This window comes from Marinobacter flavimaris (assembly GCF_002933295.1).
GTDB lineage: Bacteria > Pseudomonadota > Gammaproteobacteria > Pseudomonadales > Oleiphilaceae > Marinobacter > Marinobacter flavimaris.
Map to the genome: position 1 here is coordinate 336,301 of NZ_PSSW01000002.1, position 16,965 is coordinate 353,265.

The window sequence follows — 16,965 nt, forward strand, 5'->3', positions numbered from 1 at the left end:
GGGCCTTACGCAGATTTTTTCCGGGCTTCCTTGATCACATCGTAGGCATGACTGATTTCGCGGGTGCGTTCCTCTGCCATCTCCCGCATGCTCTCGGGCAATCCCCGGCCCGCAAGTTTATCCGGGTGGTTCTCACTCATCAGCTTACGGTAGGCCTTCTTGAGCTCATCATCACTGGCGGAAGGCGATACCCCAAGAACCTTGTAGGCATCGCTGATCTGATCAGCGGAGGAGGGCTGGCCAGCACCGGCCCGGTTGGTGTGGGCCCCACGGAGCATGGCTTCGAGCTGGTCCACCTGGCTCTCCGGTAACCCCAGCCCACGGGCGATTTTTACCAGCATTTCGTGTTCGGCCGGGTGCACCTTGCCGTCCGCAGCTACGGCTGATACCTGAACCTGCAGGAACATCTGGAGAAACGCGGGTTGGCGTCCGCTGGCCTGGAGGAACTGGTTAAGCTCGGCATCCAGGTCGAAATCCGGCTCTTTACCACGGTTGAAGGCGGTTTTGGCCTTGGCTTTCTGTTCTTCATTCAGGCGGAAGCGAATGAACATGGCTTCGGCCATCTGAATTTCATCCCTGGATACCACGCCATCTGCCTTGCAGAGGGCACCCATCACAGCAAAAACCGATTCAATAAAACCGGACTGAATGCTCTGGAGCTTGCCAATAAGGCGGCGCTTGAGAAGGTTCAAGAGAAAGGCGCCAATCGCCGCACCTATGAGAAAGCCCGGGAATTTGCCAAAGGCGTAGCCAATCAGACCGCCAATTATGATTGCAAACAGCATTAATAAGTCCTTAACAGGAATGAATCAGCCCATAGAATATACGTGTTTTTCAGCCCGGCTTCATGAACAGGCTTTCATCGACCTGTGAAAAAGCCACGTAAGCTATTAGATTAAATCATTTATGAGGGGGCAGTAGTCATGACCCAAGACCTGTTTTCTAACCTGCCACCGGAACAGACAGTCGAGCCTCTGATGGATGGCGCGGTGGTGCTGCGGCAGTTCGCGCTCCCGAACGCCGAATCACTCATGGCCGGCATTGAAACGGTTACCTCAGAAGCGCCGTTCAGACACATGAAGACCCCTGGTGGCCATGCCATGTCTGCGGCCATGAGCTGCTGCGGGGATCTTGGCTGGGTTACCGATAGCAGGGGTTACCGGTATCAGGCGGAGGATCCGGAATCCGGCCGGCCTTGGCCCGCCATGCCTGCGGCTTTCCGGGAACTGGCCAGAAGCGCCGCCGAAACCGCTGGTTTTGAGGGATTTGAACCGGACGCCTGTCTGATCAATCGATACCAGCCCGGGGCAAGAATGGGGCTGCATCAGGACAAGGACGAGCAGGACTTCACGCAGCCCATCGTGTCGGTTTCTCTGGGCCTGCCGATGGTGTTCCAGTTTGGTGGTCTCAAACGCAGCGAGCGCCCCATCCGGGTGCCACTGGGCCATGGTGACGTGGTGGTCTGGGGCGGCCCTGCCCGAATGCGTTACCACGGAGTGTTAACCCTCAAGGCCGGTGAGCACCCGCAGACGGGCGGGTACCGCTACAACCTGACGTTCCGGCGGGCGAGGTAAGGGGTTATTGCAGCCAGGCGACCAGCAGTCCCGCGCCCAGCGAGAGCACCATGGGGATGCCAACCAGCAACCCGGTCTGGCGGTTGCCGATAAAGCCCGCCAGCGCGGACTTCACCAGATTGTTGGTGGCGGCGGCGATAACAATACCGATCACGGCAGTGCTCGTGGCCAGGTTGTTATTGGACATGCGGGTGAGGGAGAGGGTAATGGCGTCTACGTCAGCAATGCCGGAGGTTGCTGCCAGAACATAGATGCCGGCGTCGCCCAGCCAGTTGCCCAGAAATTCGCCCAGCAGAAGGATCGCGGTCAGCAACACGCCGAATACCAGCGCCGAGGTCAAATCCAGCGGGTTCTGGTTGAGGGTTGGTTGGCTTACCTGAAGCTCTCGGTCATTTTTCCGCCAGATAAAGAGCGCGGGCCCGTAGAGCAGGGCGGTCATCACCAGCACGGGCCAGATCAGACTGGGCAACAGATCGGGATTGATCACCAGGCAATAAACCAGGATACGGGGGAACATAGTGCCGCAGGCAATCAGGATACCGGTGGCGAACTGGGCGTTGAGCTGCGGAGTTTTCGAGGCCTGGCGGGCGAAGTGCAGCGTGAGGGCAGTGGACGAGCTCAACCCGGCGAATAGGCTGGTAAACAGGATGCCTTTGCGGGTACCGGCGACCCTTATGGCGAAATAGCCGACAAAGGAAATGGAGGCGATCATCACCACCATCCACCAGATCTCCCTGGGGTTGAGAACGCCGCCCGGCCCCATCTTTTCGTTCGGCAATAACGGCAGCATGACCACGGAAATCAGCAGCAGTTTGAGAGCGGCATCCAGTTCATGTTCCTTCAGTTTGTTCACCCAGCCATGAATTTCCTGCTTGTTGTCCAGGATGATAGCGGTCACAACAGCGGCTGCTGTGGCGATAACCGGGTCCACAGCCACCGCCACTGCTCCGAAACAGAAGGTTAGAACCATGCCAACCATACCGGTGATACTGAAGTTGCGGATATGCTCCAGGCGTTCGCTGTAGGCCACGATGGCCATGGCGACGACACTGACCAGAAGCACTGGAAACGCCCACTCCGTTATTTCCTGCGCCAGTACCGCCGAAATACCGCCAAGCAGGCCGACCAGAGCAAAGGTGCGGATGCCGGCAATGCGCTCGCCGGATTTCTGCTCTCGCGCGTCCCAGCCCCGCTCAAGGCCGATGATGGCGCCAAGCAGAAGAGCAACGGCGAGATTAAGGGTGGTCTGGTTTCCAGCGAGAAACTGGGCGGCAACGTCGTCCATGGGGCTATGCAAGCTCCTGTAAATCAATGATGTTCTGATAATAGCAGTAGAGGGCGCTGGTCGTTAGACGTCTAAGAACTTACCGCTAGCGACCTTACTTTCCTGTAAGGGGGCTGATAAGCTTCGCGACCTTTGAATTCGTAGCAAGCTGGAACCCCGAAATCATGGTGAATTCCCTTAAAGCCAACTGGCTTTCGAACATTCGTGGCGATGTACTCGCAGGTATCGTTGTGGCGCTGGCACTGATTCCGGAGGCCATTGCCTTCTCGATCATTGCCGGAGTCGATCCCAAAGTGGGGCTGTATGCCTCCTTCTGTATTGCCGTGATCATCGCTTTCGTGGGCGGGCGCCCCGGGATGATTTCTGCCGCAACCGCAGCCATGGCGGTGTTGATGGTGACGCTGGTGAAAGAGCATGGCCTGCAGTACCTGCTGGCCGCAACCCTGATGACAGGCGTGCTGCAGCTGATTGCCGGTTATCTGAAGCTTGGCAGCCTGATGCGCTTCGTGTCTCGCTCGGTGGTGACCGGTTTCGTGAACGCCCTGGCCATTCTCATCTTTATGGCGCAGTTGCCCGAGCTGACCAACGTCACCTGGCACGTTTACGCAATGACAGCCGCGGGTCTGGGAATTATCTATCTGTTTCCCCTGCTACCCGTTGTGGGCAAGGTTCTGCCTTCGCCCCTGGTGTGCATCGTCGTTCTGACGGCCGTTGCCGTGGTTACCGGAATGGACATCCGGACGGTTGGGGACATGGGCGATTTGCCGGATACCCTGCCGGTATTCCTGTGGCCGGATGTGCCTCTGAACCTGGAAACCCTGATGATCATCCTGCCGTACTCGATTCCGCTGGCCATTGTGGGGCTTTTGGAATCCATGATGACGGCCACCATCGTGGACGACCTGACGGACACTACCAGCGACCGTAACCGTGAATGCAAGGGTCAGGGCATTGCCAACATCGGCTCCGGCCTGATCGGTGGTATGGCCGGCTGTGCCATGATCGGCCAGTCCATTATCAACGTGAAATCCGGCGGCCGGACCCGGCTTTCCACCCTCACGGCCGGTCTCTTCCTGCTGGTTATGGTGCTGCTATTGGATAGCGTGTTGGTCCAGATCCCCATGGCGGCCCTCGTAGCGGTGATGATTATGGTGTCGATTGGTACCTTCTCCTGGGATTCGATTCGTAATCTGCGTGAGCATCCGCTTTCCACCAACATCGTGATGCTGGTAACCGTTATTGTCGTGGTTGCCACCCATAACCTGGCCTTCGGTGTTCTGGCCGGCGTGCTGCTGGCGGCGTTGTTCTTTGCCAACAAGGTGGGCCACTACATGCTGGTGACCTCCGAGCTGGATGAAACCACCGACACCCGCACCTACCGCGTTGTGGGTCAGGTGTTCTTCAGCTCCTCGGAAAAATTCATGGAATCCTTTGATTTCAAGGAAGCAGTCGATAATGTGGTGATCGACCTGAGTCGCGCGCATTTCTGGGATATCACCGCAGTGGGTGCCCTGGACAAGGCCGTGATCAAGTTTCGCCGTGAAGGCTCGGAGGTTGAGGTGATCGGGCTGAATGAAGCCAGTGCCACGATCGTTGACCGCTTTGGCGTGCACGACAAGCCGGACGCCGTTGACCAGCTGATGGGGCACTGACATGACACAGACCAGGGAATCCAACAGCGATCGCAGTCAGAATAAAAATCACAAGGATCATGAAGGCGAGGTTGAGATGTTACGAGTAGTTGCCTGTATTGATGGCTCCCAGGCCGCTCCCGCAGTTTGCGATTACGCCAGCTGGGCCAGCAAGCACATGGAAACCCCCATGATGCTGTTGCACGTGCTTGATGAAGAGCGTTATCCGGCAGAGCCGGATCTGGCCGGAAGCATCGGCCTTGGCAGTCGTGAACAGCTGCTGGAGGACCTCGCAGAGCTGGATCGAAAACGTGCCAAGCTGGCCCTCGAACACGGGCATTACATGCTGGATGAAGCCAAAAAGCGGGTTGGCGAAGCGGGCATCTCAGACGTGGTGCAGAGACAGCGACATGGGGACCTGACCGAGTCCCTGCTGGCGCTGGAGAATCAGACCCGGCTGCTGGTCATGGGGCTGCACGGTGAGAGCAGCTCGGAGCGTGACACTCACATTGGCAGCCAGCTGGAGACGGTGATTCGCAGCATGCATCGCCCGATTCTCCTGGTGCCGGATGAGTACACCCAGCCTCGCAGTGCCATGCTGGCATTCGACGGCAGTGCCACGGCCTTCAAGGGTGTGGAATTGTTGGCCGGCAGCCCGGTTCTCAAAGGCATGCCACTGCATCTGGTGATGGTTGGAGCGGATACCAATGACCGTTGGGAGCAGCTCAAAAAAGCCGAGAAAATGCTGGCGGGGCTGGAATCCGAGATCACTCTGGCGATCCGCGCCGGTGATGTGGAACCCACATTGCACGCTTACCAGGAAGAACATGATATCGACATTCTGGTGATGGGCGCCTACGGGCACTCCCGCATCCGTCAGTTCCTGGTGGGCAGTACAACCACCAGGATGCTGGAAACCGCCAGAAAGCCCCTGGTCGTCCTTCGCTAGGCCACTTCCTGGGCCAATTCCGCAAGATAGGCCATCGCGGCGCGGTGGCCTTGCTGATACCCCAGATCCAGTTTGTTGAGGTCGGTCGTTAAACGGCTTACCGGAAAATCTTCCGGTGGCGCAATGATCCGAAGCCGGCAGTCGTCCGGCGGATTTTGAATGAACGACAGCGTCTCATTGTATCGTTCGCCCCGATGGATCAGTGCCTCGGCAAGTCCCGGTTGCTCCCGAAACATACGCCTGGTGAGCGCCGGAAACGCCAACGGCTTTTTCTCATAGCCCAGCGGCCGGGATAGCACGACGGTGATGTCCCGCGAACCCCGGCGGTAGGCCTCTACAACCGGAATGGAATCAGCGATTCCGCCATCACTCATGGGCTCGTTGTCGACGCTCGGATAGTCACGGTAGGCCAGGGGAATGGAGCATGAGGCCGTGAGCACATCGTGGATGTTGTGATCGTCGACGCAAAAATACCGGGCCTCGCCCGTCATGACCGACGTGGTTGCTACCCAGAGTTTTGTGGTGCCAGACAGGTAATGGTCCAGATCAAGTGGCACCTCCTGGTAGGACTGGTGCCAGAGCCAGTTAACATCGCACAAATGCCCGCCCTGGAAGAATCGCCCCCAGTTTATAAACTCCGGCCGACAGGCGTGGTCGGTAATCACCCTGTGATTCCGGCCGTGATGGCCGCAGAGGTAACCAATCAGGTTGGTTGAACCGGCGGAGACGCCCCAGGCTTCGGTGAAAGGCTGGTACCGCTTTTCAAGAAAGGCATCAAGTACACCTGCGGCGAAGATGCCGCGCATGGCGCCGCCTTCGACGACAAGGGCGTTGCTGGTGGTATTATTGGTATTCTGGAGCATCCGTTCCCCCTGTCTGTCGTGTTCTCCGGCAAGGCCAATACATGGACTCAGGTTACCAGTTCTACGGCCGGATTGTGGAGTCGGATGAACGGTCAGGCGCTGCTGCCGGCCGCCACACCCGATGCCCAGGCCCACTGGAAGTTGTGCCCACCGAGGTGTCCGGTGACATCCACTACCTCACCGATAAAATACAGGTTTGGACGTTCCAGCACCGCCATGGTCTTGGATGACAGCTGGCGCGTATCGACGCCGCCAAGGGTAACCTCTGCCGTTCGGTAACCTTCGGTTCCAGCCGGCTTGATCGACCATTGGCCCAGAACGTCGGCAACCTGTTCAATATCGCTGTTCTTGTAGCCCTGCAACGGGCCGGTCCAGCCGTGTAGTTCGTTAAGGGCCTGGGCAAACCGTTTTGGCAGGTGCTGGGCCAGGTAGTGCCCAACGGTGGATTGTGGCCGGGTTTTCCGCAGGTCCAAAAGGTCGTCCTTGATCTGACAGGCCGGCAGCAGGTTGATGGCCAGGCTGTCGCCCGGCTCCCAGAAACTGGAAATCTGGAGCATGGCCGGGCCGCTGAGCCCGCGATGGGTGACCAGCATGGGTTCCCGGAAGTGCTGGTCGTGGCATTGGACATCGACAGGGCAGCTGACACCGGACAATGGTGCGAGCTGTTCTTTCAATTCCGGCTGCAGGGTAAAGGGCACAAGTCCAGGGCGGGTAGGAAGGATTTCCAGGCCGAACTGCTCGGCTACCCGGTAGCCAAACGCTGTGGCGCCCATGGTAGGAATCGACAGGCCTCCGGTGGCGATCACCAGGGATTCACAGGTGAGGTCACCGGAGCCGACGCGCAAGCGGTAGCCGCTGTCGGTTTCGGTGATGCGGTCGACCGCTGTCTTCATTCTCACGTCCGCGCCCGCCCACTCACATTCGGTCAGCAGCATATTGAGAATGTCCTTGGCGCTGTCTTTGCAGAACAACTGACCAGGGGTTTTTTCCTCATGTTCAATGCCGTGGCGGTCTACAAGTTCCAGAAAGTCCTGGGGGGTATAGCGCTTTAGCGCAGAAATGCAGTAGTGCGGGTTATCCGAAAGGAAGTTGGCCGGCGTACTGTTCAGGTTTGTGAAATTGCAGCGTCCGCCGCCGGACATCAGGATTTTCTTGCCGGGTTTATTGGCGTGGTCCAACACCAGCACGCTGCGGCCGCGATAGCCCGCAGTGGCCGCGCACATCAGGCCTGCTGCGCCAGCGCCGATAATAATGACATCGTAGTGTGAAGGCATGGGGTAACCACAAACCGGGTACGAACATTGAGTGGGCGAATTATACGGATATGGGGGGCTGGCGTCTGTGGTGCCGGGGTAACCACGTATGAAGTGGCGGGATGAGAAGGAATCAGAGACCGGGCCCGTGGGGCCCGGTCGCCTTTGCAGTTACCCGTTTTTCAGGGTGTGCATATCGATCACGAAGCGATACTTCACATCGCCTTTTTTCATGCGCTCGTAGGCCTCATTGAGGTTGTTTATATCAAGCATCTCCACGTCGCAGCTGATGTCGTGTTCTGCGCAGAAATCCAGAACTTCCTGGGTTTCCGGCATGCCACCGATCAGCGACCCGGCCAGAACACGGCGCTTGAATACCAGGGCGCCAGCCTCTACGGGTGGCTCTACCGGCTCCAGCAGGCCAACCAGTATGTGAGTGCCATCGTGCTTCAGGCAGTTGAGGTAAGGGTTCAGATCGTGCTGGACCGGAACCGTGTCCAGCATGAAATCAAAGGTTTCAGCGGCTGCGGCCATCTGATCTTCATCGGTGGAGATCACTACATGATCGGCACCCTGCTTTTTCGCTTCCGCAACCTTGCTCTCGGAGCGGGTGAAAATGGTCACCTCCGCGCCAAGTGCCCGGGCGAATTTAACACCCATGTGACCGAGGCCGCCCATGCCGATAACACCGACCTTGTGGCCCGCTTTGACGCCATAATGGCGCAGCGGCGAGTAGGTGGTGATGCCGGCGCAAAGCAGAGGCGCAGCGGCCTTGATATCCAGCTTTTCCGGAATGCGAACGACAAACCGTTCGCTGACGGTGATACGCTCGGAATAGCCGCCAAAGGTGATGGAGTGATCGTGGCGGTCCTGGCCGTTGTAGGTGGAAGTCATGCCTTCGCTGCAGTACTGCTCCAGACCTGCTTCACAAGCTGAGCAGGTACGGCAGGAATCCACCATGCACCCGACGCCGACGACATCGCCTACGTTAAAGCTTTTGACCTCGGGGCCAACGGCCGTGACCCGCCCCACAATTTCGTGGCCGGGGACAACCGGATACTCGGTGATCCCCCAGTCGTTTTGTGCAAAATGAATGTCGGTATGGCAGACCCCGCAGTAGTCGATCTCGATCGCAACGTCATCGGGACGTGGATCCCGGCGGTCTATGGTATGAGGTGCCATGCCGGACGTTGGTGACTGTGCTGCAAATGCTTTGGTTGCTGTCATCACTTCGCCTCTGATTAAGAATTGAGGATAAGTTTACGAAACTGACCGTCAGAGCTATCACCGGCGACCATGTCGGTTTTTTCATTTGCACTCTGCAAGTGTGCCTCACAAATGAATGGCGCCTTCCATAAAGAAGGCTGCCTGGCCGGCAATGTCGACGCGATCCCCCTTTAACTCGCAGCGAAGTACACCGCCCCGGGCAGAAATCTGCCGAGCCTCAAGCTCGGTTTTGCCCAGTTGTTCGGACCAGTAAGGCACCAGCACGCTGTGAATGGAACCGGTAACCGGGTCCTCATCAATGCCGGCGCCAGGCGCGAAATAGCGGCTGACAAAATCGCAGTTGTTGCCAGGTGCGGTGATGATCAGCCCCTGGTTGCCCAGTTGCTTTAATTTGCGCAGATCCGGTTGCGCAGACCGCACAGCGTCTTCGTCCTTCAGGACCACCATGTAATTGGTGTCGTTTGGAACAAAAAACGCTGTATCAGGCGCGCTTTCCAGAGCTTCCCGAATCAGGGCCGGCGTGGGCTGTTTCTCGTAGGCCAGATTCGGGAAATCGAGTACCAGCCAGCCGTCGTCGGATTGCCGGACGGAGAGTGGGCCGCTTTTGGAGCGTAAACGGATTTGCTCTCTGTCCCAGCCGAGTTTGTTGAAGATGATCCAGGCGCTGGCCAGGGTGGCATGGCCGCACAGTGGTACCTCTGTGCCCGGAGTAAACCAGCGGATATGGAAATCCGCGTCCTCGCCGGCCGGAAGAGGCACGAAAAAGGCTGTTTCGGAGAGGTTGTTCTCCGCGGCAAGCGAGAGCATGAGGTTATCTGGCAGCCACTGGTCCAGCGGCATGACCGCGGCCGGGTTGCCACCGAACACCTCGCTGGTGAACGCATCAACCTGATAGATGGGTAAAGTCACGGTCTCTTCTCCTATTTTAAAGCGCTGGCCTGTTTGGAAATATCATCTGATTTCGAGCCTATTGTAGGAAAAGATCTGACTGCCATAACAGATTCAGATAATCTGGTTTTGAACCGGTACAGAATGCATTTGGTGAGATCTGTACTGGTCATATCGGAAGCAATCTGTACTGCACCGAACAGCTCGGGTTCTGGTGCAATAGATCATTATCACGATGAAGCTTCGCAGGCGAGGGCGGGCAATGGGCATTCTCTACAACCAGGTCGCGGATCAGCTTCAGGGGCTGATTCATGAAGGCGTGTACCGGGACGGCGAACGGCTACCGGGCGTGCGACAGTTGAGCCGGCAGTTCGGGGTTAGCATCTCGACCATCCTCCAGGCACACCAGACGCTGGAGGCGCGGGGTTTTCTGCAGGCCCGTGAACGTAGCGGCTACTTCGTACGGCTGCCCACTGTGGACGCCCCCGAGCCTGTTATGCGCCGGCACCGAAGCCGTCCGGTTCCAGTCAGTGCCAGGGAGATGGCCCTGGACCTGTGCGCGGACGAACAGAAGCGCATGGTACCGCTGGCCACGGCGATCCCCCACCCGGATTACCTGCCGCTCCGCCAGATCCAGCACAGCACGCTCTGGGCGGCACGCCGGGGTCTGGAAACCCTGGACTATGCCTTTCCCGGCAAGGAATCGTTCCGCCGGCAGATCGCCCAGCGGATGGCCACCCTCGGTGTGCCGGTGACGCCAGACGACGTACTTGCCACCAATGGCGCCCAGGAGGCGATCATACTGGCGCTGAGAGCGGTAACCCAGCCCGGAGATATTGTGGCCGTAGAATCGCCGTCTTTCCCGGGCATTCTTCAGGCTCTGGAAGTGGTCGGGCTGAAGGTCATTGAAATTCCAACGCATCCTTCCGAGGGTCTGAGCCTTGAAGGCCTGCAACTGGCCCTGGAACAGTGGCCCCTCAAAGCCTGTGTGGTCGTGACCAATCACAGCAACCCCATGGGTGCGCAAATGTCCGACGAGCGCAAGAAGCAGCTGGTCTCCATGCTGGCGGCAGCGGCTGTTCCGCTGATCGAGGACGACATCTACGGCGACCTTCATCACACCGGGGACCGGCCGAAACCGGCCAAGGCCTTTGATCGGGCGGACAATGTGATTTATTGCAGTTCGTTTTCGAAGACTATTTCACCGGGCCTCCGGCTGGGCTGGATGGTGCCGGGGCGGCATATGGCCAGCGCCAGGCAGCACAAGTATTTCGTCAATCTGGCCACGTCATCGATTCCACAGATGGCGGTAGCGCATTTTCTGGAGCAGGGCGGCTATGATCGCTACCTCCGTTCAGCCCGGCAGCACTATCGCGAAGCCACCGAACGGATGCGGACTGCTGTGGCCAGGGCCTTCCCGGAAGGTACGGCTGTGAGCCGTCCCCAGGGTGGGTTTGTGCTATGGGTCCAGTTGCCCGACGGCGTTTCCGGCACCGAGGTTTACCACAGGGCCAGGGCGGAGGATATCAACGTGGCGCCGGGGCTGATGTTCTCAACCGCCGACAAATACGACAATTGCCTGAGACTGAACAGCGCCAACCCCTGGAGTGAGCGCATCGAGCATGCCGTGGCCAGGCTGGGTGTGCTGGCGCACGACGTCCAGTCTGCGGCGCGTTAGTGCCGTTCAGGTTTTCTCGCCACGCATGTCCAGCGGATCGAGAAGGCCGGCGGCAATGGCGGTGCCGGTCACATCCGGCAAGCGATCGGCGCCCAGGCGTTTCATGACTCGTGCCCGGTAGAGATCAATCGTCTTGACACTGACATCCAGCTGTTCTGCGATTTCCCGGCTCGTGTAGCCCTGGGCCAGTGGCAGGAACACGTCCCGTTCACGGCGGGTGAGGGTGGCCAGCAGGGCTTCGGTTGCCTCATCACCCTGCAACTCTGGAGCGGACTGCTGATGTTCCTGCAGCGCCTGTTGGACGCTGTCCAGGAGCAGTTGTTCATTGAACGGCTTCTCGATGAAATCGAAGGCCCCGGACTTGAACGCCCTCACCACAATGGGAACGTCGGCGTGCCCGGAGACAAAGATGATCGGCAGGTCCAGCCCCCGCTTCTGAAGCTCCTCCTGAACGTTCAGGCCGCCCAGCCCGGGCATCCGCACATCCAGAACCACGCAGCCCGCTTTCTTGTTGCCAACCGCATCCAGGAATTTCCGGCCGTCGCTGTAGGCTTCCACGTTCAACCCGACCGATTCCAGCAACCACTGGGTGGATTCCAGCATGCCGGCGTCGTCGTCAACCACATAGACGGTGGTGGCTTCCGGTGTCGCTTGATCACTCATCTGGCTGCATCTCCGTGTTCGAGGTTCTGTTCTTGTGGCCCGGGCTGGCCGGGAAACGGCAGATCAGGGAGAGTCCGCCCGTTGCTGCCGGCCTGGCGTCCAGGAAGCCTCCAAAGCCTTCGATAATCGAACGGCTCATCGAGAGCCCCAGGCCAAGCCCCTGGGGCTTGCTGGTATAGAACGGCTGGAACATCTGGCGAATGCCCTGCGCGTCGAGCCCCGGGCCTTCGTCGATGACCTCAATCAGGGTTTCGTTCTGATCGTTGATGCAGGTCGTTATGGCGATCTGCGAGTGTGGGCCCGGGTTGTCCTCACCGCGAGCCTCAACAGTGGCTTCGATACCGTTGCGGATCAGATTGATCAGCACCTGTTCCAGCAGCACCGGGTCGGCGGTGATGACGGGCGCACAACAGGCCAGATTCTCTCGGATCTGCACCTTGTTTTTCTCGGCCTCCCATTGGCAAAGACGGGCGACATTGCTGACGACTTCGTTCAGTGCGATTGGTGCGGTCCGCTTCTGGCCCTTGCGCAGGAAAGCTCGCAAACGTTTGATGACCTCCGAGGCCCGGTTGGCGTGGTGAACAATCTTCTGGAGGCCGTCGTCCACTCGATCGAGGCATTCGGGATTGGTTCGGGCGCCTTTGAGATAGCGCTGGCTGGCGCTGGCAAAGTTCACGATGGTGGCCAATGGCTGGTTCATCTCGTGGGCAATGCTTGAGGCAAGCTCCCCCAGAGTGGCGAGCCTGGCGGTGTGGGCGAGTTCGTCGGCCAGCCTGCGGTTGTTCTCCTCGGACTCTACCCGGGCGGTGATATCCCGGGATACGCTGATGACCTCAATCACAGCGCCAGTGTAGGTTTCCCGAATGGCCCTGCTGGCAATCTCGAACCAGCGGCGGGAACCGTCCCGGTGAATAATCTCCAGAGTCATGGTGGCGTAGCCGTCGTCCCGTAGCTGGTTGCGGGTTTCAGCCAGCTTCTGAACCACCTGATCGCCCCGGAAAATTTCTTCCAGGGGCTTACCCCTCAGTTCTTCCGGCCAGTAGCCCAGCAGCCGCCAGGATGCGGGCGTGGCATCGATAAACCGTCCGTCCGGGGCATGGCGGGAAATGAGGTCGGTGGTGTTCTCGGTAATCAGCCGGTAAAGACGGTTGGAGCGGGTCGCTTCTTCCCGGTTGATGATTTCGTCTGTAGCGTCTCTGGCCCGCGCCAGAACCGTCGAGCTCCCGATATCGGGGACGAACGTCCACACCAGGAAACGCTCGGTGGTGTCTGCCGGAATTCTGGCTTCCACATTCTCGATCGATCGTTCCTGCTCCAGGGACGACTTCACAAGCGCCTGAACGTTGACCGGCAGCAGATGGAACAGCGAGGTCAGGTTGGCGTTCTGGCAAAGATGATGGCTGGCCAGGTTGCCCTCCAGAACGCTGCCTGTCGCATCCAGGATCAATCCGGGTTGCGGGTCGGCGTCGTGCAAACTAAATACACTTGGAGTGGAAGAATCGTTCATGGCTTATCGTTATAGTAAATTAACTATAATACGTTGGTATAGTTTCTAGTATTTATGCTATCCAATACTATTCTGGCCAGCCCGAAGTATAGCTAGTTTAGCGATATTCCTGAATACGCCATAAGAACAACAGTACTCAAGAGGACCACGCAATGACCTCGATATTTGATCAAGGCCTGGCGCCCGTTGACGCCAACTACGCCGTTCAATCCCCCATCGATTTTATCGAACGTTCCGCCACGGTTTACCCGGAGTATCCCGCCGTTATTCACGGGGCGATCCGTTACACCTGGGCGCAGACTTACGAGCGTTGCCGCCGTCTGGCCTCGGCCCTCAAAGGGCGCGGCATCGGCCGTGGTGATACCGTTGCCGTCATGCTGCCGAACATTCCCGCCATGGTGGAGGCCCATTTCGGGGTGCCCATGATCGGTGCGGTGTTAAACACCCTGAATGTTCGCCTCGATGCCGAGGCCATTGCCTTCATGCTGGAACACGGTGAGGCCAAGGTTGTAATTGCCGACCGGGAATTCGGAGAGGTGATCAAAGACGCCGTAAGCCGGCTGGACACCAAGCCACTGGTGATTGATGTGGACGATCCCGAGTACGGCGAGGGCGTTCAGGTCAGCGATCTGGATTACGATGCCTTCCTGCAGGAGGGGGATCCGGCGTTCCAATGGAGCTTCCCCGACAACGAGTGGGATGCCATCTCCCTGAACTACACATCCGGCACGACCGGGAACCCGAAGGGCGTGGTTTACCACCATCGTGGCGCCTACATCAATGCCATCGGCAACCAGGCAGTCTGGTCCATGGACATGCACCCGGTGTACCTGTGGACCTTGCCGATGTTCCACTGCAACGGCTGGTGCTTCCCCTGGACCATCACCGCCATGGCAGGAACCCACGTCTGCCTGCGCCGGGTTGATCCCGAGAAGATTCTGCAGCTGATCCGGGATCATCAGGTTACCCACATGTGTGGCGCCCCGATTGTGCTTAACGCATTGCTGAACGTGCCGGAATCCGCCAAGGCCGGCATTGATCACGACGTGAAGTCCATGACAGCAGGCGCGGCACCCCCCGCCCAGGTCATTGGTGCCATCGAGGAAATGGGCATCCAGGTGACTCACGTTTACGGTCTGACCGAAGTCTATGGCCCGGTAACCGTTTGTGCCTGGAAATCCGAGTGGGATGCGCTGCCACTGCATGATCGTGCCCGGAAAAAGGCCCGTCAGGGCGTTCGTTATCACACTCTGGCAGGCACGATGGTCGGCGACCCGAACACCATGGAGCCAGTGCCCAAAGACGGCAAAACCATCGGTGAGATTTTCCTGCGCGGCAATACGGTGATGAAGGGCTATCTGAAGAACCCCAAAGCCACCGAAGAGGCCTTCCGGGGTGGCTGGTTCCACACCGGGGACCTGGCTGTATGGCACGAAGACGGCTACATGGAGATCAAGGACCGGCTGAAGGACATTATCATCTCCGGTGGTGAGAACATTTCCACCATTGAGGTTGAGGATACCCTTTACCGCCACCCGGCTGTGCTTGAGGCAGCTGTGGTTGCCCGGCCGGACGAAAAGTGGGGCGAAACCCCCTGCGCCTTTGTGACCCTGAAGCCGGAAGCCGGTCAAGTCAGCGAGGAAGACATCATCAACTTCTGCCGCGAGCACCTGGCCCGGTTCAAGGTACCCAAGACCATCGTCTTCTCGGAGCTGCCCAAAACCTCCACGGGTAAGATCCAGAAGTTCGTGCTGAGGGATCAGGCCAAAGAACTGGACTGATTCCCCGATCGGCTGCGCCGGCCCCGGCGCAGCCGAATTAAACCAGAAAAAACAACGCTGTCAGGCACACGCGCCGCGTGAGCCCGGAGACCTTTTTATGCAAATGTTTCACCGAAAGAACGGGGAAGAGCAGCCGTTCTGGCCGGCCGGTCCCTTCAAGGTTCGTCTGCCGTTCGTTCATTACCGCTGGGAGTTCGCGGAGATGGTGCAGGCTCTGATCATGTTCGTGGTCAGCCTGGCCATGATTCCCCTTCTTGAGAAATACCTGGGTGTGCCCTACGACGTGGCTCTGGCTTACGTGGTGATCTGTGGCATCGGTTTCATGCTGCCGGCACTGCTGGGTGTTCCCCTGGTGCCGGGCTGGATTACGCCAGGGATTCCTGTGGTTCTGCTGTTCCTGAGCGACTACGAGCCGGGCCCCGAGGCGATTCAGGCGCTGTTCGCGCTGCAGTTCCTGGTGTTCATTATCTTCCTGGTTCTGGGTATTACACGCCTGGGCAGCAAACTGGTGGAGCTGATTCCCCGTTCCATGAAAGGCGGGATTATCATCGGTGCCGGTATCGCCGCCCTGATGGGTGAGATTGAGGCAGGCGGCCGTCTCGCCAACACGCCGATCTCCCTGATCATCGGTGGCCTGGTGTGCCTCTACCTGATGTTCTCGGTATCGTTCAAAGGTTTTGTGGAAAGCAATTCAATCGCCCGCAAGATTGCCAACTACGGCATGGTGCCGGGTATGGTGGTTGCGATCCTGGTTGGCTTTGCAACTGGCGAATACGAGGTGCCCAATGTGGAGTGGGGCATCACCAAACCCGCGTTTGATGAGCTGTGGAACTACCTGCCGTTCGCCGTCGGATTCCCGGATGCCAACGTCTTCCTGTACGCCATTCCCACGGCGGTGATCGCCTACGTGATTGCCTTCGGCGATATCGTGGTCGGCCAGTCATTGATGAACCGCGTTGATCATCTGCGCAAAGACGAAGATATCGATAACAGCATCGACCGGGTGCATCTGGTAACCGCTATCCGCAATGGTGGCCACGCGTTCTTCGCACCCTATCCGGGGCTGGCGGGCCCGATCTGGACGGCTGTCACTGCCACCATGGCCGAGCGCTACAAGTACGGTCGTAACGCCATGGACTCCATCTACAGTGGCGGCGGTACTTTCTGGATTACGGGTTTTATTGCCCTTTTCGTTCTGCCGCTGGTGAGCTTCTTCCAACCGGTGCTGCCGATTGCCCTGTCACTGACACTGCTGCTGACCGGCTATATCTGCCTGATGGTAGGGCTGGAGCAGCTGGAGAATAACACCGAGCGTGGCATTGCCGGCACCATGGGTGTTGTTCTGGCCGTCTATGGCGCTGGCTGGGGCCTGGCCACCGGCGCCGTCCTCTATTTCCTGATTGAACGTACCAAATTGCTTGGCTTTACCGCCGACCCGGAAGCGCCGGGCGTGAAAGCCGCGGAAGAGCACTAAACCTGCGTCTTCCGGCTCTGCACCGGAAGGCGTTGACCCCCTGTGTGTCCTTGGGAGGCCTCGTGCCTCCCTTTTTTATGCCTGAATGTTTCCCTGAGCATGGGCGTTGACAGAATGTCATTTCGTGACAATTTGTCTAATTTTTCCTCCTGAAGTATTCCTTCCGCGCGGTTTCCGGGTTTAAACTGCCAG

Annotated in this window: 14 protein-coding genes; 6 read left to right on the forward strand and 8 right to left on the reverse strand. The window is 58.5% G+C overall.

What is annotated here, in order from left to right:
* Window positions 1-5: 5 nt before the first annotated feature.
* A complete protein-coding gene (djlA, locus tag MDHKLMBL_RS05230) occupies window positions 6-785 on the reverse strand; it encodes a co-chaperone DjlA (protein WP_008170569.1) in 780 nt (259 codons plus the stop codon).
* Window positions 786-923: 138 nt separating this feature from the next.
* Between djlA and alkB the strand changes: the two genes are divergently transcribed.
* On the forward strand, window positions 924-1,574 hold the full coding sequence (gene alkB, locus MDHKLMBL_RS05235; protein WP_092031480.1) for a DNA oxidative demethylase AlkB: 651 nt from the start codon (window positions 924-926) through the stop codon (window positions 1,572-1,574).
* A gap of 4 nt (window positions 1,575-1,578) precedes the next feature.
* On the opposite strand, the gene MDHKLMBL_RS05240 is transcribed toward alkB, so the two are convergent.
* Window positions 1,579-2,859 (reverse strand): MgtC/SapB family protein, encoded by a 1,281-nt coding sequence (locus MDHKLMBL_RS05240; protein ID WP_104270272.1) that lies wholly within the window; start codon window positions 2,857-2,859, stop codon window positions 1,579-1,581.
* 164 nt (window positions 2,860-3,023) lie between these two features.
* On the opposite strand from MDHKLMBL_RS05240, the gene MDHKLMBL_RS05245 reads away from it, so the two are divergent.
* Together MDHKLMBL_RS05245 and MDHKLMBL_RS05250 are read left to right on the forward strand one after the other, a co-directional pair.
* Window positions 3,024-4,511 carry a SulP family inorganic anion transporter gene (locus MDHKLMBL_RS05245; RefSeq protein ID WP_008170564.1) on the forward strand — a complete coding sequence of 496 codons (1,488 nt, stop codon included), beginning with the start codon at window positions 3,024-3,026 and terminating at the stop codon, window positions 4,509-4,511.
* A 1-nt stretch (window position 4,512) separates the two neighbouring features.
* Window positions 4,513-5,439 carry a universal stress protein gene (locus tag MDHKLMBL_RS05250; protein WP_104270273.1) on the forward strand — a complete coding sequence of 309 codons (927 nt, stop codon included), beginning with the start codon at window positions 4,513-4,515 and terminating at the stop codon, window positions 5,437-5,439.
* Here MDHKLMBL_RS05250 and MDHKLMBL_RS05255 read toward each other — a convergent pair.
* The 4 genes from MDHKLMBL_RS05255 to MDHKLMBL_RS05270 form a co-directional block, all read right to left on the reverse strand.
* Window positions 5,436-6,302 carry a patatin-like phospholipase family protein gene (locus tag MDHKLMBL_RS05255; RefSeq protein WP_104270274.1) on the reverse strand — a complete coding sequence of 289 codons (867 nt, stop codon included), beginning with the start codon at window positions 6,300-6,302 and terminating at the stop codon, window positions 5,436-5,438. The genes MDHKLMBL_RS05250 and MDHKLMBL_RS05255 overlap by 4 nt on opposite strands.
* 92 nt (window positions 6,303-6,394) lie before the next feature.
* Window positions 6,395-7,576 (reverse strand): BaiN/RdsA family NAD(P)/FAD-dependent oxidoreductase, encoded by a 1,182-nt coding sequence (locus MDHKLMBL_RS05260; RefSeq protein WP_104270275.1) that lies wholly within the window; start codon window positions 7,574-7,576, stop codon window positions 6,395-6,397.
* Window positions 7,577-7,726: 150 nt separating this feature from the next.
* Window positions 7,727-8,782 (reverse strand): NAD(P)-dependent alcohol dehydrogenase, encoded by a 1,056-nt coding sequence (locus MDHKLMBL_RS05265; protein ID WP_053114768.1) that lies wholly within the window; start codon window positions 8,780-8,782, stop codon window positions 7,727-7,729.
* Window positions 8,783-8,887: 105 nt separating this feature from the next.
* The gene (locus tag MDHKLMBL_RS05270) at window positions 8,888-9,691 is read right to left on the reverse strand and encodes a PhzF family phenazine biosynthesis protein (RefSeq protein ID WP_104270276.1); all 804 of its coding nucleotides are present in this window, start codon (window positions 9,689-9,691) and stop codon (window positions 8,888-8,890) included.
* A gap of 241 nt (window positions 9,692-9,932) precedes the next feature.
* On the opposite strand from MDHKLMBL_RS05270, the gene MDHKLMBL_RS05275 reads away from it, so the two are divergent.
* Entirely contained in the window at window positions 9,933-11,348 is a 1,416-nt protein-coding gene (locus tag MDHKLMBL_RS05275; RefSeq protein WP_053114770.1) for an aminotransferase-like domain-containing protein, read from the forward strand.
* A 6-nt stretch (window positions 11,349-11,354) separates the two neighbouring features.
* Here the strand turns inward: MDHKLMBL_RS05275 and MDHKLMBL_RS05280 are convergent, their stop codons facing one another.
* Together MDHKLMBL_RS05280 and MDHKLMBL_RS05285 are read right to left on the reverse strand one after the other, a co-directional pair.
* Entirely contained in the window at window positions 11,355-12,011 is a 657-nt protein-coding gene (locus MDHKLMBL_RS05280) for a response regulator transcription factor (protein WP_053114771.1), read from the reverse strand.
* Window positions 12,004-13,518 (reverse strand): PAS domain-containing sensor histidine kinase, encoded by a 1,515-nt coding sequence (locus MDHKLMBL_RS05285; RefSeq protein WP_104270277.1) that lies wholly within the window; start codon window positions 13,516-13,518, stop codon window positions 12,004-12,006. Before MDHKLMBL_RS05285 ends, MDHKLMBL_RS05280 begins: the two co-directional genes overlap by 8 nt.
* Window positions 13,519-13,670: 152 nt before the next feature.
* On the opposite strand from MDHKLMBL_RS05285, the gene MDHKLMBL_RS05290 reads away from it, so the two are divergent.
* Together MDHKLMBL_RS05290 and MDHKLMBL_RS05295 are read left to right on the forward strand one after the other, a co-directional pair.
* Entirely contained in the window at window positions 13,671-15,299 is a 1,629-nt protein-coding gene (locus MDHKLMBL_RS05290; RefSeq protein ID WP_104270278.1) for an acyl-CoA synthetase, read from the forward strand.
* A gap of 97 nt (window positions 15,300-15,396) precedes the next feature.
* A complete protein-coding gene (locus MDHKLMBL_RS05295) occupies window positions 15,397-16,773 on the forward strand; it encodes a solute carrier family 23 protein (RefSeq protein WP_041645090.1) in 1,377 nt (458 codons plus the stop codon).
* Window positions 16,774-16,965 lie beyond the last annotated feature (192 nt).